The organism is Klebsiella sp. LTGPAF-6F (assembly GCF_001753185.1).
In the GTDB taxonomy this organism is placed as follows: domain Bacteria; phylum Pseudomonadota; class Gammaproteobacteria; order Enterobacterales; family Enterobacteriaceae; genus Klebsiella; species Klebsiella michiganensis.
This window is the reverse complement of sequence record NZ_CP017450.1, coordinates 5,769,801-5,791,884: the sequence shown is the minus strand read 5'-3', so window position 1 is coordinate 5,791,884 and position 22,084 is coordinate 5,769,801. Positions and strand designations below refer to the sequence as shown.

General features: G+C 55.8%; 25 protein-coding genes. 4 read left to right on the top strand and 21 right to left on the bottom strand.

The window, feature by feature from the left end:
* From BJF97_RS27210 to BJF97_RS27140, 15 genes are all read right to left on the bottom strand, one after another.
* A complete protein-coding gene (locus tag BJF97_RS27210; protein WP_014227114.1) occupies positions 1 to 585 on the bottom strand; it encodes a DUF3261 domain-containing protein in 585 nt (194 codons plus the stop codon).
* Complete coding sequence (locus BJF97_RS27205; protein ID WP_032694220.1) at positions 578 to 2,899, bottom strand: MMPL family transporter; 2,322 nt, start codon at positions 2,897 to 2,899, stop codon at positions 578 to 580. Before BJF97_RS27205 ends, BJF97_RS27210 begins: the two co-directional genes overlap by 8 nt.
* Positions 2,868 to 3,473 (bottom strand): LolA family protein, encoded by a 606-nt coding sequence (locus BJF97_RS27200; RefSeq protein ID WP_014227112.1) that lies wholly within the window; start codon positions 3,471 to 3,473, stop codon positions 2,868 to 2,870. The genes BJF97_RS27205 and BJF97_RS27200 overlap by 32 nt, the downstream gene beginning before the upstream one ends.
* Positions 3,470 to 3,892, bottom strand: coding sequence for an acyl-CoA thioesterase (locus tag BJF97_RS27195; protein WP_014227111.1), 423 nt, complete (start codon positions 3,890 to 3,892; stop codon positions 3,470 to 3,472). The genes BJF97_RS27200 and BJF97_RS27195 overlap by 4 nt, the downstream gene beginning before the upstream one ends.
* A 3-nt stretch (positions 3,893 to 3,895) precedes the next feature.
* The gene (locus BJF97_RS27190; protein WP_014227110.1) at positions 3,896 to 5,587 is read right to left on the bottom strand and encodes a glycosyltransferase family 2 protein; all 1,692 of its coding nucleotides are present in this window, start codon (positions 5,585 to 5,587) and stop codon (positions 3,896 to 3,898) included.
* A complete protein-coding gene (locus BJF97_RS27185; protein ID WP_032694221.1) occupies positions 5,578 to 5,931 on the bottom strand; it encodes an ApeI family dehydratase in 354 nt (117 codons plus the stop codon). The genes BJF97_RS27190 and BJF97_RS27185 overlap by 10 nt, the downstream gene beginning before the upstream one ends.
* Positions 5,918 to 7,267 (bottom strand): AMP-binding protein, encoded by a 1,350-nt coding sequence (locus tag BJF97_RS27180; RefSeq protein WP_032694222.1) that lies wholly within the window; start codon positions 7,265 to 7,267, stop codon positions 5,918 to 5,920. The genes BJF97_RS27185 and BJF97_RS27180 overlap by 14 nt, the downstream gene beginning before the upstream one ends.
* A complete protein-coding gene (locus BJF97_RS27175) occupies positions 7,264 to 7,845 on the bottom strand; it encodes a hypothetical protein (RefSeq protein ID WP_032694223.1) in 582 nt (193 codons plus the stop codon). Before BJF97_RS27175 ends, BJF97_RS27180 begins: the two co-directional genes overlap by 4 nt.
* A gap of 6 nt (positions 7,846 to 7,851) precedes the next feature.
* Positions 7,852 to 8,103, bottom strand: a complete 252-nt coding sequence (locus BJF97_RS27170) for an acyl carrier protein (RefSeq protein ID WP_014227106.1) — start codon at positions 8,101 to 8,103, stop codon at positions 7,852 to 7,854.
* A gap of 12 nt (positions 8,104 to 8,115) precedes the next feature.
* Complete coding sequence (locus tag BJF97_RS27165; RefSeq protein WP_014227105.1) at positions 8,116 to 8,373, bottom strand: phosphopantetheine-binding protein; 258 nt, start codon at positions 8,371 to 8,373, stop codon at positions 8,116 to 8,118.
* Positions 8,354 to 9,169 (bottom strand): lysophospholipid acyltransferase family protein, encoded by an 816-nt coding sequence (locus BJF97_RS27160; protein WP_032694224.1) that lies wholly within the window; start codon positions 9,167 to 9,169, stop codon positions 8,354 to 8,356. The genes BJF97_RS27165 and BJF97_RS27160 overlap by 20 nt, the downstream gene beginning before the upstream one ends.
* The gene (locus BJF97_RS27155) at positions 9,166 to 9,888 is read right to left on the bottom strand and encodes a beta-ketoacyl synthase chain length factor (protein WP_032694225.1); all 723 of its coding nucleotides are present in this window, start codon (positions 9,886 to 9,888) and stop codon (positions 9,166 to 9,168) included. Before BJF97_RS27155 ends, BJF97_RS27160 begins: the two co-directional genes overlap by 4 nt.
* A gap of 76 nt (positions 9,889 to 9,964) precedes the next feature.
* Complete coding sequence (locus BJF97_RS27150; RefSeq protein WP_014227102.1) at positions 9,965 to 11,026, bottom strand: class I SAM-dependent methyltransferase; 1,062 nt, start codon at positions 11,024 to 11,026, stop codon at positions 9,965 to 9,967.
* A 63-nt stretch (positions 11,027 to 11,089) separates the two neighbouring features.
* A complete protein-coding gene (locus tag BJF97_RS27145; RefSeq protein WP_014227101.1) occupies positions 11,090 to 11,479 on the bottom strand; it encodes an LptM family lipoprotein in 390 nt (129 codons plus the stop codon).
* Between the two features lie 413 nt (positions 11,480 to 11,892).
* Positions 11,893 to 12,942: an AI-2E family transporter gene (locus BJF97_RS27140; RefSeq protein ID WP_009654337.1), complete on the bottom strand. Its 1,050-nt coding sequence runs from the start codon at positions 12,940 to 12,942 to the stop codon at positions 11,893 to 11,895.
* Between the two features lie 132 nt (positions 12,943 to 13,074).
* Between BJF97_RS27140 and BJF97_RS27135 the strand changes: the two genes are divergently transcribed.
* On the top strand, positions 13,075 to 14,295 hold the full coding sequence (locus BJF97_RS27135; protein WP_032694226.1) for an MFS transporter: 1,221 nt from the start codon (positions 13,075 to 13,077) through the stop codon (positions 14,293 to 14,295).
* On the opposite strand, the gene BJF97_RS27130 is transcribed toward BJF97_RS27135, so the two are convergent.
* Both BJF97_RS27130 and BJF97_RS27125 read right to left on the bottom strand, forming a co-directional pair.
* Positions 14,296 to 14,853, bottom strand: coding sequence for a DcrB family lipoprotein (locus BJF97_RS27130; RefSeq protein WP_004855087.1), 558 nt, complete (start codon positions 14,851 to 14,853; stop codon positions 14,296 to 14,298).
* A gap of 73 nt (positions 14,854 to 14,926) precedes the next feature.
* Positions 14,927 to 15,592: a 7-cyano-7-deazaguanine/7-aminomethyl-7-deazaguanine transporter gene (locus BJF97_RS27125; protein ID WP_004126198.1), complete on the bottom strand. Its 666-nt coding sequence runs from the start codon at positions 15,590 to 15,592 to the stop codon at positions 14,927 to 14,929.
* Positions 15,593 to 15,758: 166 nt separating this feature from the next.
* Here BJF97_RS27125 and tusA point away from each other — a divergent pair, with 166 nt between their 5' ends.
* A complete protein-coding gene (gene tusA, locus BJF97_RS27120) occupies positions 15,759 to 16,004 on the top strand; it encodes a sulfurtransferase TusA (protein ID WP_004106582.1) in 246 nt (81 codons plus the stop codon).
* A 78-nt stretch (positions 16,005 to 16,082) separates the two neighbouring features.
* Here tusA and zntA read toward each other — a convergent pair whose 3' ends face one another.
* Complete coding sequence (gene zntA / locus BJF97_RS27115; protein ID WP_032694227.1) at positions 16,083 to 18,287, bottom strand: Zn(II)/Cd(II)/Pb(II) translocating P-type ATPase ZntA; 2,205 nt, start codon at positions 18,285 to 18,287, stop codon at positions 16,083 to 16,085.
* A gap of 78 nt (positions 18,288 to 18,365) precedes the next feature.
* A complete protein-coding gene (locus BJF97_RS27110; protein ID WP_004855080.1) occupies positions 18,366 to 18,992 on the bottom strand; it encodes a lysoplasmalogenase in 627 nt (208 codons plus the stop codon).
* Positions 18,993 to 19,134: 142 nt separating this feature from the next.
* Here BJF97_RS27110 and BJF97_RS27105 point away from each other — a divergent pair, with 142 nt between their 5' ends.
* Positions 19,135 to 19,494: a DUF2500 domain-containing protein gene (locus BJF97_RS27105; protein ID WP_004855078.1), complete on the top strand. Its 360-nt coding sequence runs from the start codon at positions 19,135 to 19,137 to the stop codon at positions 19,492 to 19,494.
* 14 nt (positions 19,495 to 19,508) lie between these two features.
* Here the strand turns inward: BJF97_RS27105 and BJF97_RS27100 are convergent, their stop codons facing one another.
* Entirely contained in the window at positions 19,509 to 19,787 is a 279-nt protein-coding gene (locus BJF97_RS27100; RefSeq protein WP_004106574.1) for a DUF1145 family protein, read from the bottom strand.
* On the bottom strand, positions 19,777 to 20,373 hold the full coding sequence (gene rsmD / locus BJF97_RS27095) for a 16S rRNA (guanine(966)-N(2))-methyltransferase (protein WP_014227097.1): 597 nt from the start codon (positions 20,371 to 20,373) through the stop codon (positions 19,777 to 19,779). The genes BJF97_RS27100 and rsmD overlap by 11 nt, the downstream gene beginning before the upstream one ends.
* 192 nt (positions 20,374 to 20,565) lie before the next feature.
* On the opposite strand from rsmD, the gene ftsY reads away from it, so the two are divergent.
* On the top strand, positions 20,566 to 22,083 hold the full coding sequence (gene ftsY / locus BJF97_RS27090) for a signal recognition particle-docking protein FtsY (protein ID WP_025106847.1): 1,518 nt from the start codon (positions 20,566 to 20,568) through the stop codon (positions 22,081 to 22,083).
* Position 22,084 lies beyond the last annotated feature (1 nt).

Below are 22,084 nucleotides of genomic sequence, written 5' to 3'. Positions count from 1 at the left end.
TCAGTCACCCAGATATTGAATGGTGATGTGGTATTTAAAGACATGTTGTTCGATGCTGATCGGCTCACGCTTGCCTTTGCGATTCAGATAGATGATTTCGGTGACCAGCTTACCGCTGGCGTTGCGCAGTTCGCGCTTATCGCCGCAGTCGATCAATGTCCAGCCTTTTGGCAACTGCGACTCCCAGGCGTGAATTGGCCAGTGGCTGAGCATGACATCAGCCAGCACCTGGCTTGCTGGCGGCAACTGCGGTACCACGATTGACTGTTCGCTGTGCAGCCCTTTTTCATCGTAGGTCACAAGGAACAGGCGAATGCCGACAGAGGAGAGTCCTGCCAACGTGAGATTTTTATCGTCAGCATTGAGCAGTACCAGCAGCGACTGGGTTTTGCCGTTAAAGCTGCCGGTGAGTAGTTGCTGTGAATTAATCGGCGGAGAGATGTCCGGTAAAGGCAGTGTGACGCGCGTGCCCGGCTCGAGCCAGGCCTGAGGGCGCCCTTGTTGTTCCGGCTGCGAGCTGCTGCATCCGGCCAGTATCAGCGTTGCGATCAGAGCGATGGCGCGCCAGAACGTCGGTTTAATCATTATCTTTTTTTCTCTTTTTCGCGGGCATCGCCAGTGGTGAAAGCAGAAACGCGGTGAAAATACCGCTTACTAGTACAATGCCAAAACTGCTGATAGCCTGGGTGGCGCTAAAAACCAGCATGCCCAAGGTCAAGATCGTAGTTAGCATCGCCAGCGTAATCGCCAGTAGCGACGTCAGCGGAGTGCCGTGCGGATTGCTAAAAAACAGCGTGTAGTTAATGCCAATTCCGAGCACCAGCACCAGCGCCAGTAGCGAGAACAGGTTTACCGTATGACCGCTCAGCGAAAGTACGGCCAGCCCGCAGCCAAGGGATAACATCGACGGCACCAGGCTAATTAGCCCTTTTCGCCACCCAAGCCGAATCATCGCCCCGCAGGCAATCACCGCTAGCGCAACGCACAGCAGGCCGGTCAGGATATGACGATAAAGTGTGAACAGCTCGTCGAAGCTGCTTTTGCGATCCACCCACGCAACACCAACATATCTTGTGCTGAGAGCATTTAGCGCTGCGCTATTGTTCACGCCTTCTACTGGCACTAGTACGCCGCTTTCTCCATCTGCCAGCGTTATCCACAATAGCCGCCACCCTTCGCTAGCCGGGCTGGCAAGCCAGGCATCAACCGTTACCTGCATGGCGTTGAGGTCGGGATTTACTGCCGCTAGTCCGGCGTTATTCAGGGCTGCGGTAACGGTGGGCGCAGCATTTTTCAACAAACTAAGATCCTGCTGCTGTCGGGTGAGCGAATTTAGCGGAATGGTGCGATACCCGCTGAGCCATCCTTCTGTTTTCGCTTGCTCCAGCTCGGGGGTAAAGCGTTCCAGCCGCTCCAGGGTTTGCTGGGCAGATTTGCCATAAACTACGAACCATTTCTGGTCGACGCTTTGTCCGGTGAGCGCGGTAATGGCTTTTTCCTGGGCCAGGATGTCCTGCGGCAGCGTTTGTAGCTGTGATATATCATCATCAACGCGCAGCGTGGCAAGACCTGCCAGCGAGAACAGCGCCAGCACCACAGGCAAACCGATGGAAAGCTTTTTATTGCGTCGCCATGCGGCAAGCCAGCGCAGCATTTGTACCATGGACGGAACAGGACGGACGGGCAGACCACGACATAGCCACGGATGCCAGAAAATCACCGTTAAACAGGAGGCGCTTAACCCCATCACCGCGAAGACCGCCATCTGACGAATACCGGGGAAGGGGGCGAGCATCATAATCAGGTACGCCGCTACGGTAGTCAGTAGCGCCAGCAGCAGCGCATTCCGCACTTTAGCGAGGCTTTGCCACGGTGACATTTGTGCACCGTGCACCATCCGTTCGGTCAGATAATAGAGCGTATAGTCAGCGGAAATTCCGATAATGCTCATGCTCATCACCAGCGTCATCAGATGCAGCTCGCCGAAAATAAGCAGCGTCACGACCGTGCCCGCCAGCGCGCCAATAGCAATGGATATCAGACACAAAAGCAGCGGGCGCAGCGAGCGGAATACCGCCATAATCAGCAGAATCACGCCGAACAGAGTCGCCACGCCGAGGGTGGAGATATCCTGTTTCGCCTGCTGGCTGGCGTAATCGCTGTAAAAGAGCGTGCCGCGAGACAGCAACTGTGCCTGCGGATATTGCGCTTTAAGTTCACCTTCCAGCGTTTTTAGCGTGGTGACCAACCGATGCGTCTGCTGCATGTCAAACGAGGAACCGGCCAGCTCGCCATGCATCAGATACCAGTAGTTGCCCTGTTTATCCTGAGTCACCAGCCAGCCGTCCATCAGCCGCAGGCGTTGGCCGTTTTTGGCCATTGCCAGCTGCGAGCCGCGCATCAGCATCAACGGATCGTTTTGCAACTCTTTGCCGCTAACGCCGGAGAATGCCGAGTAGAGTTGGGAAAGTATCCATTGCGCCTGCGCCTCGCCGCCGTTTTGCAAACGCGCACGGGTGTCGCTATCGATTAGTCCGTTGCGATGCTGCCAAAAAAAAGCTCCCCACGCTTGCTGGCTGTTGGCGTCCATTGGGCCTTTCACTTCAGCCAGCGCCTGCGATTTTTGCAATCGCATCAGCCAGTCGTGGGCTACCGCCGGATCGGCTTTCTTACCAGGACTTACCAACCAGACCAACTGTCGGTCGAGACGCTGCATGAAACCGTCGTTCAGGCTCGGAGGGGTCTTCCCCAGTGTTTGCTTTGGCAGCATCGCCAGCACGCTACTGTTTAGCCGCGCCTGAGGCAGCTGCGTTAGCAGAACGCCCAGCAGGATCAGGCAGGCGATTCCCCATAGCAACGCAGGGCGTTTACTGGGCGGCAAAACGTTGGCGTTCGTCATCGGTCAGTTGCGCTGGCGTGAGTTGATGTTGGGAAAGTGCGATATCGGTACGATCGCCCTGCTTGTCGTTGAGTTGAATGCTCTCCAGATACGTTTTTCCGGCTAAATCAATGGTCGCGAAAATCTTATCCAGCGGCGTGGTGATGGGGGTCAGGCGCAGCGTCCAGCGTCCTTCGCCTAAGTCTACAAACTCTACGCGGAAATTCTCTTCCAGCACTTTACGATCGGCCTGGAACAGCGCGCGCAGCAGATGGTTGAACTGGAACATCTGAGGGTTGTTCTCGGCGGTGATGGTTTGCGGCGGCTGGCCGTTAATCACTTGCACCATCCGCTTGTCATCCAGCAGCAACTGCATCGGGAAAGGGCTGGTTTGATCCCATAGTAAACCCTGGTCGCGGGCGATCAGCATCTTCCCCTGAGATCGCAACGGCTGCGGCAGATCCTTAATCGTTCTGGTTTGATCGAAATGCGCCCGGACCACCGGCTGTTCGGTAAAGCGCTGTTGCAGATTATCAAGCGTCAGGGCGCTGACTATGGGACTGATGAACAGCGCCAGCAGTGGTAAGAATCTCATGGCGTAACTCCCATACGTTCAAACAGAATCGTGGGGCTGACAAAGCACAGTTCGCGACTCTTTTCTTCAACCGCTACCTGAATGGTGTAGCCAGTCGTTGCCCGCTTTCCTGTTTCGGCATCGAAAATTTCATAACCGATGCGCAGGCGGTTTTCGAACTCCTCTATACGCGCGCGGACGCGAATGCGCTGCTCAAAGGTCAGGGGATTACGGTACTTTACCCGCGCATCAACCACGGGCCACAGGTAACCTGAGGCTTTCATCTGTCGGTACCCGTAGTCGAACTGGTTCAGAAGCGCTTCACGGGCAATCTCAAAGTAGCGGAAGTAGTTGCCGTGCCACGCCACGCCCATCATATCAACGTCGTGGAACGGGATAGCCAGCTCGACTTCAGCCGTAAAGCGGGGATCGTTCAGCACCTTTTATTCCTTGTGTTTGGTGTCCGGCAGTTGCCAGAAATCGAAAAAGTTAAACCAGTCCAGCGGCGACTGGAGCGCATAGTGCTCGAGGCGTTCGGCGTAGCGCTCGATAGTTTTCTGCAAGGCATCCTGACGTTCGGCGCGCGGCAGCAGCAGCGGATTGGCGAACGGTTCGCAGTGAATACGCAGCGTTCCCTGCTGGCGCAGGGCGAAAATCAGATCCACCTGACAACCTAAAATCGAGGCGAGAATGAACGGCCCCTGTGGAAACGGAGCGGGTTGGCCCATAAAGCGGCTCCAGCAGACGCGCCATTCGCCGCCGCGCTGGGGATTAACCGCAATGCGATCGCCGACAATGGCAATCCACTCGCCGCGCTCTAGCTTCTCTTTAAGCTGGATGGCGGTCTCCGGGCCGATGTCGGTGACCGGCATCAGGTTGAGTCCAGCCTGCGGAGCCATTTCCTGCATAATTTGCTTAAAGCGCTGGGCATTGTCGCTGAATACCAGCGCGTTGATGATTTTGCTGCCCTGTAATTGCGCTAGCGCGCGGCAGGCTTCAACATCGCCCAGATGTGATGCAAGCAGCAGCTTGCCGTACGGTGAGTTGACGTTGAGGGCTTCTTCCGCGCCAGGCGAAAATACCACATCGCGGCCCAACCGCAGCTCGCCGCGCCAACTGGCAATTTTATCGAGCATTGCATTTCCGAAGCGCAGAAAGTGCTGGTAGCTGGTGAGCGAAGGGGGGACCGGCATCAGACGCTCGGAGAGCTGTTCGCGTACGCGAGCTATCCAGTTCCGCGAAGCTTTACGAGCAGTGGAAGCCGTGAGCCAGTAAACGGCGACCACTGGATAGAGTAGCAGAGTAAATGCCTTGCGCCCTAGCAGGCGCCATACCAGAAGCATCACACGCATTCCCCACAATCCCCTGACCTCCTGCTGATGCGCCCAGTGTGGCGATGTGTGGCGGAACAACAGCGATGGGATGCGCGGCAGCATGCCGAAGAACAGTCGCGTGTGCATCCGTGAGATACGCAGGTTATCTTTGAAGGCGTCGAAATGAGATAGCCCGTCCAGCGGATAGGTAACGCGGGTTGGGATAAAATAACTGGTACTACCCTGCCAGTAGAGACGCACCATAACTTCAGTATCGAAGTCCATCCGCTTACCTAGCGCCACGCGCTGCGCTAGCCGCAGCGTTGGCGCAACCGGATAGACCCGAAAGCCACACATGCTGTCTTTCAATTTAAGCGAAAGCGTTTCGATCCACACCCAGACGTGGGTCACCCAGCGCCCATACAGGCGCGAGCGGGGAATGGAATCGTCGTAAATAGGCTGTCCGGAAATCAGCGCCGTCGGGTGTTCCTCGGCCAGGGCAAGCAGTTTGGGAATGTCTTCAAGAGCATGCTGGCCGTCGGCATCAACCTGGACGGCATGACTAAAGCCAGCTTCCGCTGCCGTCTGCATGCCGCGAATAACCGCTGCGCCTTTACCTGAGTTAATCGGCAGGCGAATTAAAGTCATATTTGCAGATGCTGCCGCTAATCGTTCGAGTTCCTGTTGCGTACGGAAATCGCTGCCATCATCAACTACGATGCAGTGCAGGCCAAACGGCTGAAGACGCGCCAGCACGCGCGACATCATCGCGCCGTGGTTATAGCAGGGGATCAGCACGCACGGGGAAAAATTTAACGGCATAAACGGATCTTCCCGCTGCTGGCTGTGTGTCGCGCTTCGCCGTCGTGGCGCTGATAGCTAAAGGTGAGTATTTGCCGTTCTTCCTGCCAGAGTACGGTGAGCGTAACGGCTGTCTCCGGCAATAGCGGCGCCTGGAACTTCACGTTCTGAACACTATGAAAACGCCAGCCGGGCGCGAGTAGGGTGGTAGCGTAATGCATCACCCAATCTATCTGCGCAACGCCCGGGAGCAGCGGCTGGACGGCAAAATGCCCGCGAAACCAGAACAGCGTGGGGTCGAGATATAAATCGATTTGAATCTGATGAGGTTGTGCTTGATGGCGCTCAATTTCATGGGGTTTCATGAAATAACTCCTGTAATTGCGCATAGACACGCTTGTTCATACTGTTTACCGGAATTTCATCAATCACCCGCCAGTAGCGGGGAACGGCGACCGGCTCCAGCCATGAGCTCAACGCTTTCCGCCATGTTAATTCCTGGGTTTTACCCCAGCGCTTTCGCGCGTTGTTATCCAGGACCAGCAAGGCGCCCACGCTTTGACGGCTGCCGCGTGTTACCGTTAATACCGCTGCATCAAGGATGCCGTCCAACATCAGCAGGCGCTGCTCCACTTCGCTGAGCGAAATGCGCTTCTCTTCAATTTTGACCACCCGCCCCCGGCGTCCAATCAGGCCGAACTGCCCATTTTTTGAAAATTGCAGAATATCATCGAGTAAAAAGCCATCAACACCTGCAATTAGCGGTGAAATAACGCGAAATGAACCATTTTCCTGATGGATGCTGATGCCAGGAAAAGGCAACCATTTCGCATCATCTTGTTGGTAATCGCGGCAGGCGATAACGCCGGTTTCAGTACTGCCGTAGATTTCATCCACCCAAACGTTCAGCCAGCTAGCTGCTCGCGCGGCATCTGACCAGGAGAGCACACCACCCGCGGACAGGATCATCTCTACCGGTGGGGGAGCGAGCTGGCCGTCGAGGCGTTTGAGGAATGCAGGGCTGCTGATAAACGCGTACCGATATTTATGGCTCAGAGCCGCCAACTGCTCTGCGTACCAGAGCATCCCTGCGTGGAGAGGCAGACCTAAGGCCATCGGCAGGAAGATACGGAATGTCAGGCCGTACAGGTGTTGAGGTGTGACTGAAGCGACTATGCGGCAATTTGCAAGACGATCGGCAAAGCGCGTTGCCAGCAGCTGTGCTTCGTTGTTGAGAAGGCGTATTGGTTTGTTCACACGTTTTGGCTGACCAGTCGATCCGGAGGTAAACAGCTCAATATATGCATCGTTGTCGATTGCTGGAAAGGCGAAGGATTCAGTGGCGAGCGTCATGGCGGAACTGACCACCCGCAGCGAGCCCTGCCAGTCCAGCGCTTTATCGCTCAATAGACCGTCAAATAGGGTGTGCTGCTCACTCAATAATGTTACGCGGCAGTGTCCAGGGAGCACCGGTATTTTACCTGCATGCAGCGTTGCCAGCAGCGCGACGATGAACAAATAGCTGTTTTCAAAACATAGCGCCCAGCGATCGCCTTCCTGCTGTTGCAGGTATTCAAGCAGATGACCGACATCCTTGCGCAGATGCCCAAGTGTCCAGGTATGTCCTTCCTGCCATGCAATCGACGTGTCGACCGGGCGAGGGGCGTTGAGCCACTGGGCCAGAGTGAGGATCGGCTTCATTGATTATCTCTTTTCATTACCCGCCGGCGTACTAACCACTCACCGGCCATCAGCATGCCCATCAACAGATAAGAGAGCATCCCGTTCCACGCCGTCCAAATAGACATGTCGCCGTGCAGCGCGGTTAAGAGCGCAATGCTGCCGTTGAAGATGAAAAATGCGCACCAAATTTGTGTCACACGGCGTGTATAACGAACGGCAGTTTCTGGAAGGTCTGGTTCTCGCAGTCGTGCCAGGCGTTCGATAATCGGCATAGCTGACCACAGCGAACCGCCAAAAACCGCTAGCATGACGCTGTTCACTACCACCGGGTAAAACAGTAGCAGTTGGTGAGTTTTGAGCAGATAGCTGGCAGAGCACAGCGTGATGCCTGCGGCAGCAACGATCTGTGTGACGATGCGTAGTGGCCCCGCCTGTCGTCGGATCTGACGACAGCGTAAAAACAGCAAGAGTGCAATTAGCGGCAGCAGCCAGCGCAGGCCGTTATGCGCCAGACCAAACCAGATCAAAAATGGCCAGGTCAGCAGCAATAAACCTGTCAGCAGGGTGATGACCGGCAGCGACCGTGCGCCTGACACGGAGAATTATGCTTCTTTGAGCAGGCGTTCTACCGCATCGACGACATCCTGCACGGTACGAACGGCTTTAAACTCTTCCGGCTTGATTTTCTTACCGGTTTTCTTTTGAAGATGTACGATCATGTCGACTGCGTCGATGCTATCCAGCTCCAGATCCTCGTACAGGCGCGCTTCAGGTTGAATTGCCTGCGCGTCGACTTCGAACAGCTTAATCAGCAGCGCGGAGACTTCTTCGTAAATGGCGTTTTGTGCGGTCATAACGGCGTCTCCTCAGGTACGTTGCGCGTGAATGAAAGATGCCAGCGTGGCAACGGAGAAAAAGTGCTGACGCATCTCTTCACTCTCGGCGGACAGCACCACACCGTACTGGTTTTTCACTGCCAGACCCAGTTCCAGAGCATCGATTGAGTCCAGGCCCAAACCATCGCCAAACAGCGCCGCTTCGGTTTCGATATCGTCAACGGACAGTTCGTCCAGGTTCAGTGTATTTATGATCAGATTTTTAATTTCAAGATAGAGCGCTTGCATCATTAATTCCTGTGCCAGGCGTAGTACCTGATTGTAATTTAAGCAAAATATGCCGGTTTAACTGCCTTGCCGCCAGCGCCGGTTCTTGTAAGTTTGCATCGTAAAATTGGTTGATTTGTAGCCGCTCACCAACCGCAATGGTAAAGCGTGGTTTCGTTGGCGGAGCATCATACCACTTGCTCTGTTTGCCCAGCATATGCTCGGTACAGCGGATAACGACTACGCGCAAATCGCTACCGCAGCGAACCGCGATATTGGCCGCACCGCGCTGTAGTGTCATTTTTTCGCCAGGTAACGTGCGCGTTCCCTCGGGAAAAATCAAAATGGTGTCACCCTGTTGTAAACGCTGGCTGCTGGCCGGAAGCAGGGCATCAGCCTGATCGTTAATCAGATAATCCGCCGCGCGAATCACGCCGCTGAGAAACGGATTTTTCAGCAGCGCGCTCTTCACCAGGCAGTCTGTTTCGGGCATTACTGAAGCGAGCATGACATAATCGATCAGGCTAGGGTGGTTGGCGACGATCAAGCAACCGCGCTCCTGGCGCAAAACGTCGCCGCCTTCAATGCGAAAATCGAGTACACCAACGGCTTTTACCACGGTGAGAAAGAATCGGAAACTGGCTGAAATGCTGCGCCGTGCGAGTCGACGGCGACGGGCTTTGTCGCGAATCGTTGCCAGCAGCAGATTAAACCAGACAAGCGAGAGCAGCAGCCCGCCAAGCCCGAAAAGCGCGAAACAAAAGCCGGTCATTGCCGCTCGCCAAAGACGGTTTAGCTTGGGTAGCATACTATTCATGAGCGGCACCACTGCCACTGCACGCGCTCACCGGGGATGGTGAATGTGCTGGTATTCTGCAAATAGTGTTGTAAAAACAGCAAACTTTGCGGTAGCTCGCTCTCCTCGCCAACCTCGCAGCGTTGGGTTTTACACTGCCATTCGCTACCAGCCTCAATAATCCACGCCGTTGCATAGGGCCAGGTGGGCATCAAAGGTGGTAGCTGCGGGTGATAAAAAACAGGCAGGAAACCGTCGAAATCGACTATTAAAATACGCTGGTACCCCGCATTCAGCAGACCCATGACTTCATACAATCCCTGCTGGAAAGTATCGCGGCCGGCGGAGAGCGACGATGAAACGATCGGCTTTTTCGCGGCGATAGTCAGATTACCTACGGCGGAGTTATGCACGGATAAGGCGAAATCGGTTGGAGAGAGCGCCTGCTCTGTCGCCAGCGCGTGCAGGATCCGGTAGTTACGCTCCAGCTCTCCGTGGCGGCTGGTGTACACAACGGCATCTATCTCATGGCGACGGAGTATTGCCAGCCCGCACTCGACTGCCAGCTTACTACCGGAGCTGAGCCGGCGGGCCGTCATCATTGGCAGTTCGCTGAGCTTAGCCAACGGTGCCGTGGGGTCGATGGCGTGCAAATGCCGTGACCACTTTTGCCACTGTTCGGTGCCACTGACCCCAGGAGCCATGGCTTGCCAGTCAATTATGTTAAATGAAAATGTCATCCGCTCGCGTCCGCGATCAATCAATGATTTTGCTGGCGTTAAATTGAACGCCAAAACAGCGAGTAACGCTGCTTTGTTATTTTATTTTCTGGCATATCAATAAGGTATGCCCAACGCCTAAATTATCCTGACGTTGTTCTACCTGGAATCCTGCCATTTCCAGATAGCGATAAAACTTGTCGACGCTGTAGAACCGGCTGTAACCGTTGGCCATGCAGGTAAAATAGAGCGAAGACGCATTCAGGCTGAAAGATGCAGCTTCAAATTTCTGCGCGTCCCAGAACAGTTCCAGAATGCACAGGCGAGCGCCGGGTTTCATCACGCGCGCCACGTTACTGAGCATGGTGATAATTTGTTCTGGTGAAAAGCAGTCAAGAAATTGACTCATCCACCAGACATCCGCTTCCCCGGGAAGGTGCGCGTCGCTCAGCATATCCACAGCATGGAAATCGATGCGGTGGGTAAGGCCTGCATTTTCTATATTTTCACGAGCCAGTGCAATTTGTTGAGGCAAATCTAATAACGTTACCGCGATATTTTCATCATACTGACAGCAGCGTAAAGCCCACTTTCCGGTATTTCCGCCTACATCGTACAGGGTTGCGGGCTGGCTGGCGAATACATACGGCAGTGCAGCATTGAATGCCCCGTCAGAATAGTAATGATCAAAAGCGAACCAGCTTTTACGCGCCGCCTGCGGTAACTGTGCCAGGGCTGGATAAATCGTGGGCCAGTCGCCAAATACTTTTAACCCGGTTGGCTTTCCTTCCTGGAGCGCATTTTCCAGAAAAAACAATCCCTGATAACAAACATCCTGTGTGAAATCCATATTTACCCGGGTCATTGTATCATGAAGTAAGAAATGTCCTACTTTAGCGAGATAATAGCACTCTCCTTTATGAGTAAGGATACGTCCACTTAATCCCATATCCAGCAATACGCTGACGGCGTATTCATTTACCTCGCAATGCTCACAAATAGCCTCCAGCGTCGCACCGAGTTTACCTTGATGGTCGAGGTAATCTAGTACGCCTGAGTTGCGTAGGCATAATGCAGTTTGAAAAAGCATGGGGGCAAAAGCAATCCGCTGCGCTTCGGTAATAGCATCCAGTGCGCTGAGAGTGTCCTTTTTGTACACGATTGACACAGCCTTTACAGTTTAGTGGGGGAACGGGCCGTTATTGGCCCAAAGAGAGTTCATTTACCGAGCTGAGTCCGCAGCAAGGGTAATTTGAATATCTTTATCAAGGTTGTGCACCCAGCGGTTATAGTTTCTATGAATTTTTCCACCGGAGGCCATCAGGTTAATGCTGCTGGCATAGTTGATGGAATAGCTGGTTGCGGAATAGTTAATTTTAATTTCAGCAATATGGTCGCGTATTTGTTGGCGGGCATTGATCACCCCCGGCCCAGCGTCTGACATAATCCATTCTCTCTGGGCACCTGCCTTGATGATTGCATTTTTAACCTCGGCTTCGGTATGGCCTGCGCTTACTGTTGTATGGATTTGTTCAATGGGCGCTGTACGGGCACAGCCTGCCAGAGCACCGATAATCGTTGCGGCGGCAACCCAGCGAATTATTTTTTTCATGAATACTCCCTATCATTTTATTGGTTAAAAAAATAATATATCGTGTTGGAAATATTGATACGTAGATGTTATGCGGCTATCGTTTTTATTCTACATTAATTCGTGTGTTTGTCTGCTTTTAAGTCGTTCAGATAGATGGAGACTCTGATGTTAATGGTTTTTTATTGTCAAGACGAATAATGGAGGCCGCTTGTTAGAGGCCGGTGCAAAAGTATAATTAAATTAATATGCTCTATCAATGAATATAATCAAAGGAGGGATGTTTCTGCTCTGTAGCGAAAAAGTTGAAAATAAATAGCAGGTGAATAGTGTTCTGTTGTGATTTATCTATGAAGCTTATCTGAATAACGTATTTCCCGCATACCCGCTTTTTTAAATACGGGTATACGGATGCATTGATACGACAAGATCAGCTAGCCCGGTAGCCTGCTTTTGGGGCGCCCGGGCCCGAGCAGGATGGCTAACTTACTGCCGCCCCTGGTGGTCTCCATCCATATTTTACACACGCTGGTTAACGGTACCGACAGCAGCATTCCCACCGGGCCAAGCAGCCATCCCCAGACCAGCAACGAGAGGAAAACCACCAGCGTAGACATGCCCAGCCGGTGGCCCATCATGCGGGGTTCGAGAATATTGCCGATAATCATGTGCACGACTAAAAAGAGTGCGCCGACCAGCAGGCATTCATAATATCCGTTAAAAAGTAACGCCTGGATCATCGGCGGGACGGCGGAAATCACCGAGCCAATGTTAGGCACATAGTTCAGCAGAAAAGCCAGCACGCCCCACATCAGCGCAAACTGCACCCCCATTAGCATCAGCCCTAACCAGATAATCACCCCGGTCCACAGGCTGAGCAGCGTTTTCAGCGCCAGATAATGCGAAACGCCTTTTAACGCCCGATGAAGACCGGCGATGTGGATTTGCGGGTTGTTGAGGGCAAAACGGAGTTTATAGGGCACATGCCGGACTTCAAAAAGCATAAATACCACCGTCATAACCAGCAGAACGACGCTGGCCATGGCGCCGGACAGCCCGGTCATCAGGGTGGTCGTGAACGTCATCAGCTTGTCGGAGTCTATGCGTTGCAGCATACGCTCCGGGGACATATGAATATGCAAAAAGGGCAGCGCCTCCTGCAGCCGCAGGACTTTTGCCGTCAGCTCTTTATTATATTTTGGCATCATGGCGACAAATTCGTTAACCGACGCGGCCAGTACGCCAATTAACGCGGTGAGCACGATCAGCATCACCACCACTACGATAGTAATGGCGACCGGGCGACGCACGCCGCGGCGAATAAACCAGGTGACCAGAGGGTTGAGGACAATGGCGAAGAACAGCGCCAGTAATAGTTGCACGATGATATCTGCCGCGGCGTGAATACCGGCGAGGATAACCACCAGTGACGCCAGTTTGAGCAGAATATGCATGCCCGTTTTATCGGGCTGAGGGGTTGTCATTCACTCTTCCTTTCTATGATTTTCATTAAGTGTAGCGGCTGGCTTGCTGCCAGGAATCCTAATCTGGCTGCTGATTTATAACGTGCGGCGTGGTAGAAATGAAACACAGTTGTAAAAATCTGGTGGAACCCGATGCCCGAAACCGTCGCCGAACCGGCGCTTAATGGATTGCGCCTCAATCTGCGGATTGTCTCTGTCGTGATTTTTAACTTTGCCAGCTACCTGACCATTGGCCTGCCGCTGGCGGTATTGCCAGGCTACGTTCATGATGTGATGGGGTTTAGCGCCTTTTGGGCCGGGCTGGTGATTAGCCTCCAGTACTTCGCTACGCTGCTCAGCCGCCCTCACGCCGGGCGCTATGCCGATCTGCTGGGGCCAAAAAAGATCGTCATTTTCGGCCTGTGCGGCTGCTTTCTTAGCGGACTCGGCTATCTGCTGGCGGCGCTCTTCGGCGGCTTGCCCGTGGTTAGCCTGGCGCTGCTGTGCCTTGGCCGGATTATCCTCGGCATCGGGCAGAGCTTCGCGGGAACCGGCTCCACGCTGTGGGGCGTCGGGGTAGTCGGTTCGCTGCATATCGGGCGAGTTATCTCCTGGAACGGCATTGTCACCTACGGAGCGATGGCGATGGGCGCGCCGCTCGGCGTGCTCTGTTACTCGCTGATTGGCCTGCACGGGCTGGCGTTGACCATTATGGCGGTCGCGCTGGTGGCCGTGCTGTGCGCGTTGCCGCGGGCGGCGGTCAAAGCGGGCAAGGGTAAAGCGATGTCGTTTCGCGCGGTGCTGGGGCGCGTCTGGCTCTACGGCATGGCGCTGGCGCTGGCTTCGGCGGGTTTTGGCGTTATCGCCACCTTTATCACTCTGTTTTATGATGCTAAAGGCTGGGACGGCGCGGCCTTCGCCCTGACGCTGTTTAGCTGCGCCTTTGTCGGCACCCGGCTGCTGTTCCCCAACGGAATTAACCGCCTCGGCGGGCTGAACGTGGCGATGCTCTGTTTTGTCGTCGAAATTATTGGGCTGCTGTTAGTGGGCCTGGCGGAGACGCCGCTGATGGCGAAAATCGGCACTTTCTTTGCCGGAGCCGGTTTTTCGCTGGTGTTCCCGGCGCTTGGCGTGGTGGCGGTGAAGGCCGTACCGCAGCAGAACCAGGGGTCGGCGCTGGCAACCTACACGGTATTTATGGATCTCTCGCTGGGGATCACCGGTCCGCTTGCCGGGCTGCTGATGGCGTGGGCGGGCATTTCATCGATCTATCTGGCGACGGCGGGGCTGGTTGCGGTGGCGCTGCTGCTGGGATGGCGGTTAAAAAAACGGCCCCCGGTCGGTGAACCGGAGGCCGCGGCGTCAGGCCAGTAGTTACTGGATGACGAGGGTGTTGATAATGTTTTCCGCTTCGGTCTGCGCCTGCTGCTGGTTATCCGCTGGCAATGTGATTTGCAGCGTCAGCAGTTTGTCATCAACCTTGCCGAGAAGGACGGAAGACCAGGCGGTCTGACCCTTAGCGGAGATGATGCTGTCCAGCTGTTGCAGCGTGTGGCCTTTGATCTCAATGGATTTATTGCTCACGACCTGCAGCTGCGGGTCGCGGCTGCGCTGCTGCTCTTCCAGACGCTGGCTCATCACCGCCAGCTCCTCGTTGGTATTGTCACCCACAATCACGATCACCGCTTTCTGGCCGGTGGCATCAGAATAGACGTGCATATTGTTGGCCTGGGTGCCCAGCTTGCCGCTCTGGTCGGTCATACCGGCTGGCAGGGAGAAGCTCAGTTTGCCATCCAGCAGACTAATAGGTTGCCCGCTGGCGTTGCTTTCCGCAGCAGCCCCGGCAGTCGGCGTTTTTGTATCGCTGTTATCACAGGCCGCAAGACCCACAACCAGCAGGCCAATACCGACATATTTAACCAAATTGCGCATTGACATCTTCCTTTCGATAAACGGCCATTAACGGCTCATTCGCTTATCTTATCACATCGTTTCGTGAGTACTCTTAACCTGGCTGCAATGCGGATAAATCAGATTTATCTGCCAGTTTTTTCAGCAGCATATTCAACAACATGCCGTACATCGGCAGGAAAAATACGATGCTAATCAGCACCTTGAAGCAGTAGTCGACGATGGCGATTTCACCCCAGTGCGCCGCCATAAACGGGTCCGGGCTGCGCCAGAAGGCGATAAAGAAGAAGGCCAGCGTATCGCTGACGTTACCAAAAAGGGTGGATGCCGTGGGCGCCAGCCACCAGCGGCGGTTTTGACGCAGGCGGTTAAAGACGTGGACGTCGAGGATTTGCCCCAGCGCGTAGGCCATAAAGCTGGCGGCGGCGATACGGGCGACAAACAGGTTAAAGCTGGTTAATGCGGCAAACCCCTGCCACTCGCCCATATAGAACAGCGCGGAAACCCCGTAGGAGATAAGCAGCGCCGGGATCATCACCGCGAGGATAATGCGTCGCGCCAGCGGAGCGCCGAAAATCCGCACCGTCAGGTCGGTGGCGAGGAAAATAAACGGAAAGCTGAACGCGCCCCAGGTGGTATGAAAACCAAAGATGGAGATCGGCAGCTGCACCAGATAGTTACTGGAAGTGATGACCAGCAGATGGAAAAGCGATAGCCAGATCAGCGCTTTTTTACGCTGTACGGTAGTAAACGGACTCATATTGTGACCTTTTTAGTGGTTGGGGTGAGGGAACCCAATAAAAACGGCTGCATGATACTGCGTTGCGAGCGTATTGCAATGGTTGTTTTTCGCGCAAACGTTAACCTGGCTTGCGTACTGGCGAACTGGGGGTAAACTAGGGCCGTTTTGTTAATGTGAGATGAAAATGAGCGAACTTTTCTCCAGCCCTGACCATACGCTTGATGCGCAGGGGCTTCGTTGCCCGGAACCGGTGATGATGGTGCGCAAGACCGTGCGTACGATGCCGGTGGGCGAGACGCTGCTAATCGTGGCCGACGATCCGGCGACGACCCGCGATATTCCCGGTTTCTGCCGCTTTATGGAGCATGAGCTGCTGGCGCAGGAAACCGAGGCGCTGCCGTACCGCTATCTGATCCGTAAAAGCCACTGATCCAGGCTACAAAAAACCAGACCGCACTAATCCGTAGCCCGGGCAAGGCGCGTCAAGCGCCGCCCCCGGGTATTGTCCCTACTTCTTACGTAGCAGCCGCAGCGCGTTAGCGGTGACCAGCACCGTCGCCCCGGTATCCGCCAGCACCGCCAGCCACAGGCCGGTGAGGCCAAGCAGGGTGGTGACGAGGAAAATCCCCTTCAGACCCAGCGCGATAGCGATATTCTGCCGGATATTGGCGTGAGTGGCGCGCGCCAGCGAAATCATCTGCGCCAGTCCGGTGAGGCGATTGTGGGTCAATGCCGCATCGGCAGTCTCCAGAGCGACGTCGGTGCCGCTGCCCATCGCGATGCCAATGGTCGCCGCTTTCATCGCCGGCGCATCGTTGATCCCGTCGCCGACCATGGCCAGCGGCGACTGGGCATTAAGCGCCATCACCGCCTGCACTTTATCCGCAGGCAGCAGCCCGGCGCGGAACGCCAGCCCCAGTTCGCTGGCAATAGCCGCCGCCGCGCGCGGATTGTCGCCGGTCAGTATGATTCCCTGAACGCCTAACTGATGGAGTTCATCCACCGCCTGGCGAGCATCATCGCGTAGCGTATCGCGCAGCGCCACAATCCCCAGCAGCGCCTCATCGCGCATCACCAGCACCACGGTTTGCCCCGCGCTCTCCAGCTGCTGAATAGGTTCATCGTACTGTGGATCGCGATTTTTACCCGCGGCGCAAATCAGCACCTGACGTCCTTCAACCTGCGCCTCAATGCCGGAGCCGGCCAGCGCGCGCTGGCCGCTTGCCGGCGGAATGACCAGCTGGCGCTGCTCCGCCTCACGTACGACGGCCTGGGCTAACGGGTGGCTGGAGCCTTGCTCCACGGCGGCCGCCAGCGCCAGCAGATCGTTTTCGCCGATGTCTGCGGTCGTCATCACCGCGGTGACGCGCGGCTGGCCGATGGTCAGGGTGCCGGTTTTATCAAACGCCACCTGGCGCACGCGGCCCAGCTGCTCCAGCGCCGCGCCGCCTTTAATCAGCGCGCCGCGACGCGCCGCCACCGCCAGCCCGGAGGTAATCGCCGCCGGGGTTGAGATCACCAGCGCGCACGGACAGCCAATCAGCAGCAGCGTTAAACCTTTATAGATCCACGGCAGCCATGCGCCCGCAAACAGCAGCGGCGGAACAATGGCCACCAGCAGCGCGACGACCATAATCGCCGGGGTATAGATGCGGCTAAAGCGATCGATAAAGCGCTCAATCGGCGCGCGGCGCTCTTCCGCTTCTTCAATCAGCTTAAGGATACGATCGATAGCGCTGTCGCCCGGTTCGGAGATCACCGTCAGCTGTACCAGACGATCGACGCTGGTCGCGCCGGCCGCCACGCGTTCCCCGGCGTTACGCTCCACCGGTACGGATTCACCGGTTAGCGCGCTCTCATCGAAGCTGGCGAAGGGCGAGAGCAGCTGGCCATCGGCGGGCAGGCGGCCTCCGGCGGCGACTTCAATCACGTCGCCGGGGCGCAGGTCGCGCTGGGCTACGGTTTCACGCACGCCGTCGCGCACGCGGATTGCCGTGTCGGGTTTCAACGCCATCAAGGCGCTGACGCCTTGCCGCGCGCGGCTGGCGGCCCAGCCCTCAAGACGTTCGCCGATTAAGAACAGCAGCAGGACCATCGCCGCTTCGGCGGTGGCGCCGATAAACAGCGCGCCGATGGCTGCGACGCTCATCAGGGTTTCAATGGCGAACCAGCTTCCGCTTTTGATCAGGCGTATTGCTTGCCGGGCGACCGGCCACAGGCCGACCAGCGTGGTTGCGATGAAGGCGATTTCGCCCAGAGGCGGGCTGAACTGCTCCAGCCCCCAGCTTAGTCCCATCATGATGACCAGCGTGATGAGCGGCAGATTCTCGCGCAGCCACGAGGTGGACTCCTCTGCCCGTGGCGCGTTTTCATCACGCAGCTGATAGCCCGCGGCGCGCACGGCGCTTTCGATTTGCGGGCGGACATTGCCCTCGGCGTTGACCAGCAGCTTTTCGGTGGCGAACAGTACCTGCACCTGGCTGACCCCCGGTACCTGGCGAACGGCGGTTTCGACCTTGCGCGCGCAGGCTGCGCAATCCATGCCTTCTACCAGCCAGCTAAAGCGTGCGTGCCTCAGAGCCTCGTTTTCAGCGGCGGTTTCGCTGCTGCAGGCGTGGTCCGCGCAGCAGCTTTCCGCCGGCTGCGCGGCAGGGGTAAATTTTAACGATGAGAAGTGTGGGACTTTTTTATCCTGCGATTCTGGAGCCGACATAGGACCCTCCGGGTAATGATAATTTTCTCATTACCCGCAGGATACACTCTGGAGTCGACTCCAGAGTCAAGCGCTTAATTACAAATAGAGCGCGCGGACGATCAGGAAGTGCCCGGCGAAGTAAAATGCCGAGGAGATCGCGTTGTCAGCGCGGAAGCGGCGGCGATAATGGCTGATGAGCCAGACCGCGTTGCCGAGCAGCAGGGATGCCGCGCCAGCGAAGCCGGACAGGGCGGTATCCGTCGGGCGGGCGAACCACAGCTCACCGGCCAGCCAGACCATCACCAGCGTCATCGCGATAAAGGTAAACACCGGCATCCGCATCTCTTCCAGACGCGTCCAGATAATCGCCAGCAGCAGCGCGCCGAGGATCAGCAGCACCAGCGGCAGCGGCCAGAAGAAAGATAGCGTCAGCTGGCTGGCAAACCAGATGGTGTAGAGCAGATGCGAGAGAAAGAACGCCCCCACGGCGTACATTACCCGCTGCCGCGGCAGCAGGGTCAGCGCATCGCCGACCAGCGAGGCGCAAAGCCCGGCCAGCACCAGATAGCTGATGGCGTTAAACATCGGCGCTTGCCAGGCCAGTAACAGAAGCAGGATCAGCGTGACGGGTTTAAACACCCAGCGACGCCAGGCAGGCCCACGATAGGACGCATCGACGTAAAGCCATGCGGAGAAACAGACAGCAATAAATGACCAAAGCATAGTAAGTCCCTGTATCTGTTATCATTACGTAAGTGATTGTACTTACAGTACTGAATCTCAGTGTAGTGGTTTGCAGAGGAAGATGACAATGATAATCAAGCCACAGTATGCTTATTCCTGATAATTCCTGGGGGCAAGGTGAATGAGTAAAGTTCCGCTGTTTTTTATGGTTGCCGTTGCCATCATTGCGGTTGCCGCGTCGTATCGCTATGTGCAGCAGCGTCGGGAAAAAATGGATAACGATGCCGCACCGCTGTTGCAAAAACGGGTGGTGGTGAGCAATAAGCGGGAGAAGGTGATTAACGATCGCCGTTCGCGCCAGCAGACGGTGACGCCTGCCGGCAGCGAAATGCGTTATGAAGCAAGCTTCAGGCCGGAAAGCGGCGGGCTGGAAGTGGTTTTTCGTCTGCAGGCGCCGCAGTATCATGCGCTAAGCGTCGGCGATAAGGGCGTCCTGAGCTATAAAGGTTCGCGGTTTATGGGCTTTACGCCAGACCCCTGAACCTTTTCCTGGCATTACTTCTTCTTCAGGGTCGCCTTGAGCTTTTTCTGCCAGGCGACCAGTTCGAACACGCCGAAGATGAAAATACGAATCTGCTCGAAGCGCCCCAGCGGCGGCATCTCTTTCGTCTGCGTCGCCTTGAGCAGCGTCAGCTGCAGGCCGTGCATCAGAATCATAAAGATCAGCGCTACGTTAACGAAGATGTTCAGCGGTTTTGGGAACGGTTGAAACAGGTTCAGCAATAAAAACGCCCACACGCACAGCATCAGCAAGCGGCCAAAATTAATCAGCATGGTTTTCTCCTTGGGCCTCACGTTGATAGAGACGGTAGGCGACCTGTCCGGCCACTTTTTCACGATAGACGTGCCAGTTCATCGGCACCGGCGGTAAACCGTTTTCGACTTCACTCTCAATGTAGACAAGCGCTTCATCGCTAAGCCAGCCGTTGTTTTCCAGCAGCTTTAGCGTCTCTTCAAGCAGTCCTTTACGAAACGGTGGATCGACAAACACGATGTGATGCGGCGTGCCCGCCTGAGCAAGAAACGCTAAAGTATTGGTATTGACCACTTTAGCGTTGCTGGCTTTGAGGGTCGCCAGATTTTTTTGCAGCTGCTGCGCGACGCCGCGTTCCATTTCCAGCAGCGTGGCGCTGGCCGCATAGCGGGAGAGGGCTTCAAGGCCCAGCGCGCCGCTGCCGGCGAAGCAGTCGAGGCAGTTCGCGTCAACGATCGACGGCGCCAGCCAGTTAAATAGCGTTTCGCGCACCCGGTCGGTGGTCGGGCGCAGACCCGGGCTCTCCGGCACCGGGAGTTTACGGCCCCGCCATTGCCCGCCGATAATACGGATCTGGCCGCTGCCCGCGTGGTTTGGTTTCTTCATCTCTTTGCTCAAGTCTCAACTTCCGGGCTGCTATTCTAACGATCGGCGGCGGTTGACGAAACCTTAATCCGGGGGCGGTGATGCGAGTTAAGTTAAGTGGTAGACTATCCGACTAATTTCATCATTTTTCAGCTTCCGCTACCTACTGGCCGAAGCTGTGCCATGAATTAACAGCGAGGAGTGTAGTCGCAAATGGCGAAAGACAAAAAACGTGGCTTCTTTTCCTGGCTGGGCTTTGGTCAAAAAGAACAGGCGCAGGAAAGCGAAACAGAACAAAAAGTAGAAGCCCAGCAAGAGGTTGAAGAACCGGCTCAGGAAAGCGAAGCGCCTGCGGTTGCGCCGGAAACGGTCGACGCCACTGCGACAGAGAAACAGGATGCCGAAGCCTTTGCCGCCGAGGTGGTTGAGGTGACCGAGCAGGTTGTGGAGAGCGAACAGCCGCAGGCGGTTGTCGAATCCCCGGCGGTTGAGGAGATAGCGGAGCAGCCCGCGGTTGAAGAGACGGTCGCTGAGCCGCTGGTGGAAGAGGTCATCGCCGAGCCGGTAGTGGCTGAAGCCGTCGCTGAACAGACGCCGGAAGAGGTCATTACCGAACCGGAAACGGCAGTTATTGAAGAAACCGCCGTTGACCAGCCGGAACCAGACGAAACGGTAGAAGAGGCTGAGGCCGATATCACCGATGAAGAGCTGGAAGCACAGGCTCTGGCGGCGGCCGATGCGGCAGAAAACGCCGTTGAAGTGGTGCCGGACGAAACCGTCGTGACGCCGTTAGAGCAGGAAAAACCGACCAAAGAAGGTTTCTTCGCCCGCCTCAAACGCAGCCTGGTAAAAACCAAACAGAACCTCGGTTCCGGATTTATCAGTCTGTTCCGCGGTAAGAAAATCGACGATGATCTGTTTGAAGAGCTGGAAGAGCAGCTGCTGATTGCCGATGTCGGCGTGGAAACCACGCGTAAGATCATCACGCGTCTTACCAACGACGCCAGCCGCAAGCAGCTGCGCGACGCTGAGGCGCTGTACGGCCTGCTGAAAGAAGAGATGGGCGATATTCTGGCGAAAGTGGATGAGCCGCTGAACGTAGAAGGCAAAACGCCGTTTGTGATTCTGATGGTCGGCGTCAACGGCGTCGGTAAAACCACCACCATCGGCAAGCTGGCGCGTCAGTTCGAGCAGCAGGGCAAGTCGGTGATGCTGGCGGCGGGGGATACCTTCCGCGCGGCGGCGGTTGAGCAGCTCCAGGTTTGGGGGCAGCGCAACAATATTCCGGTGATTGCCCAGCACACCGGCGCGGATTCGGCATCGGTCATTTTCGACGCCATCCAGGCGGCGAAGGCGCGCAATATTGACGTCCTGATTGCCGATACCGCGGGTCGTCTGCAGAATAAATCGCACCTGATGGAAGAGCTGAAGAAGATTGTCCGCGTCATGAAAAAACTCGATGTCGATGCGCCGCATGAAGTTATGCTGACCATTGACGCCAGCACCGGGCAGAACGCGATTAGCCAGGCCAAACTGTTCCATGAGGCGGTTGGACTGACCGGTATTACCTTGACTAAGCTGGATGGGACCGCCAAGGGCGGGGTTATCTTCTCGGTTGCCGATCAGTTCGGTATTCCGATTCGCTACATCGGTGTTGGCGAACGTATTGAAGATCTGCGTCCGTTTAATGCGGGCGACTTTATTGAGGCACTTTTTGCCCGAGAGGATTAAA

Excerpts from the sequence above, each read along its gene's own strand:
- BJF97_RS27210 (WP_014227114.1), bottom strand. The coding sequence starts at position 585 with ATGATTAAACCGACGTTCTGGCGCGCCATCGCTCTGATCGCAACGCTG.
- BJF97_RS27205 (WP_032694220.1), bottom strand. The coding sequence starts at position 2,899 with ATGACGAACGCCAACGTTTTGCCGCCCAGTAAACGCCCTGCGTTGCTA.
- BJF97_RS27200 (WP_014227112.1), bottom strand. The coding sequence starts at position 3,473 with ATGAGATTCTTACCACTGCTGGCGCTGTTCATCAGTCCCATAGTCAGC.
- BJF97_RS27190 (WP_014227110.1), bottom strand. The coding sequence starts at position 5,587 with ATGCCGTTAAATTTTTCCCCGTGCGTGCTGATCCCCTGCTATAACCAC.
- BJF97_RS27185 (WP_032694221.1), bottom strand. The coding sequence starts at position 5,931 with ATGAAACCCCATGAAATTGAGCGCCATCAAGCACAACCTCATCAGATT.
- BJF97_RS27180 (WP_032694222.1), bottom strand. The coding sequence starts at position 7,267 with ATGAAGCCGATCCTCACTCTGGCCCAGTGGCTCAACGCCCCTCGCCCG.
- BJF97_RS27170 (WP_014227106.1), bottom strand. The coding sequence starts at position 8,103 with ATGACCGCACAAAACGCCATTTACGAAGAAGTCTCCGCGCTGCTGATT.
- BJF97_RS27165 (WP_014227105.1), bottom strand. The coding sequence starts at position 8,373 with ATGCAAGCGCTCTATCTTGAAATTAAAAATCTGATCATAAATACACTG.
- BJF97_RS27160 (WP_032694224.1), bottom strand. The coding sequence starts at position 9,169 with ATGAATAGTATGCTACCCAAGCTAAACCGTCTTTGGCGAGCGGCAATG.
- BJF97_RS27155 (WP_032694225.1), bottom strand. The coding sequence starts at position 9,888 with ATGACATTTTCATTTAACATAATTGACTGGCAAGCCATGGCTCCTGGG.
- BJF97_RS27145 (WP_014227101.1), bottom strand. The coding sequence starts at position 11,479 with ATGAAAAAAATAATTCGCTGGGTTGCCGCCGCAACGATTATCGGTGCT.
- BJF97_RS27140 (WP_009654337.1), bottom strand. The coding sequence starts at position 12,942 with ATGACAACCCCTCAGCCCGATAAAACGGGCATGCATATTCTGCTCAAA.
- BJF97_RS27135 (WP_032694226.1), top strand. The coding sequence starts at position 13,075 with ATGCCCGAAACCGTCGCCGAACCGGCGCTTAATGGATTGCGCCTCAAT.
- BJF97_RS27130 (WP_004855087.1), bottom strand. The coding sequence starts at position 14,853 with ATGCGCAATTTGGTTAAATATGTCGGTATTGGCCTGCTGGTTGTGGGT.
- BJF97_RS27125 (WP_004126198.1), bottom strand. The coding sequence starts at position 15,592 with ATGAGTCCGTTTACTACCGTACAGCGTAAAAAAGCGCTGATCTGGCTA.
- tusA (WP_004106582.1), top strand. The coding sequence starts at position 15,759 with ATGAGCGAACTTTTCTCCAGCCCTGACCATACGCTTGATGCGCAGGGG.
- zntA (WP_032694227.1), bottom strand. The coding sequence starts at position 18,287 with ATGTCGGCTCCAGAATCGCAGGATAAAAAAGTCCCACACTTCTCATCG.
- BJF97_RS27110 (WP_004855080.1), bottom strand. The coding sequence starts at position 18,992 with ATGCTTTGGTCATTTATTGCTGTCTGTTTCTCCGCATGGCTTTACGTC.
- BJF97_RS27105 (WP_004855078.1), top strand. The coding sequence starts at position 19,135 with ATGAGTAAAGTTCCGCTGTTTTTTATGGTTGCCGTTGCCATCATTGCG.
- BJF97_RS27100 (WP_004106574.1), bottom strand. The coding sequence starts at position 19,787 with ATGCTGATTAATTTTGGCCGCTTGCTGATGCTGTGCGTGTGGGCGTTT.
- rsmD (WP_014227097.1), bottom strand. The coding sequence starts at position 20,373 with ATGAAGAAACCAAACCACGCGGGCAGCGGCCAGATCCGTATTATCGGC.
- ftsY (WP_025106847.1), top strand. The coding sequence starts at position 20,566 with ATGGCGAAAGACAAAAAACGTGGCTTCTTTTCCTGGCTGGGCTTTGGT.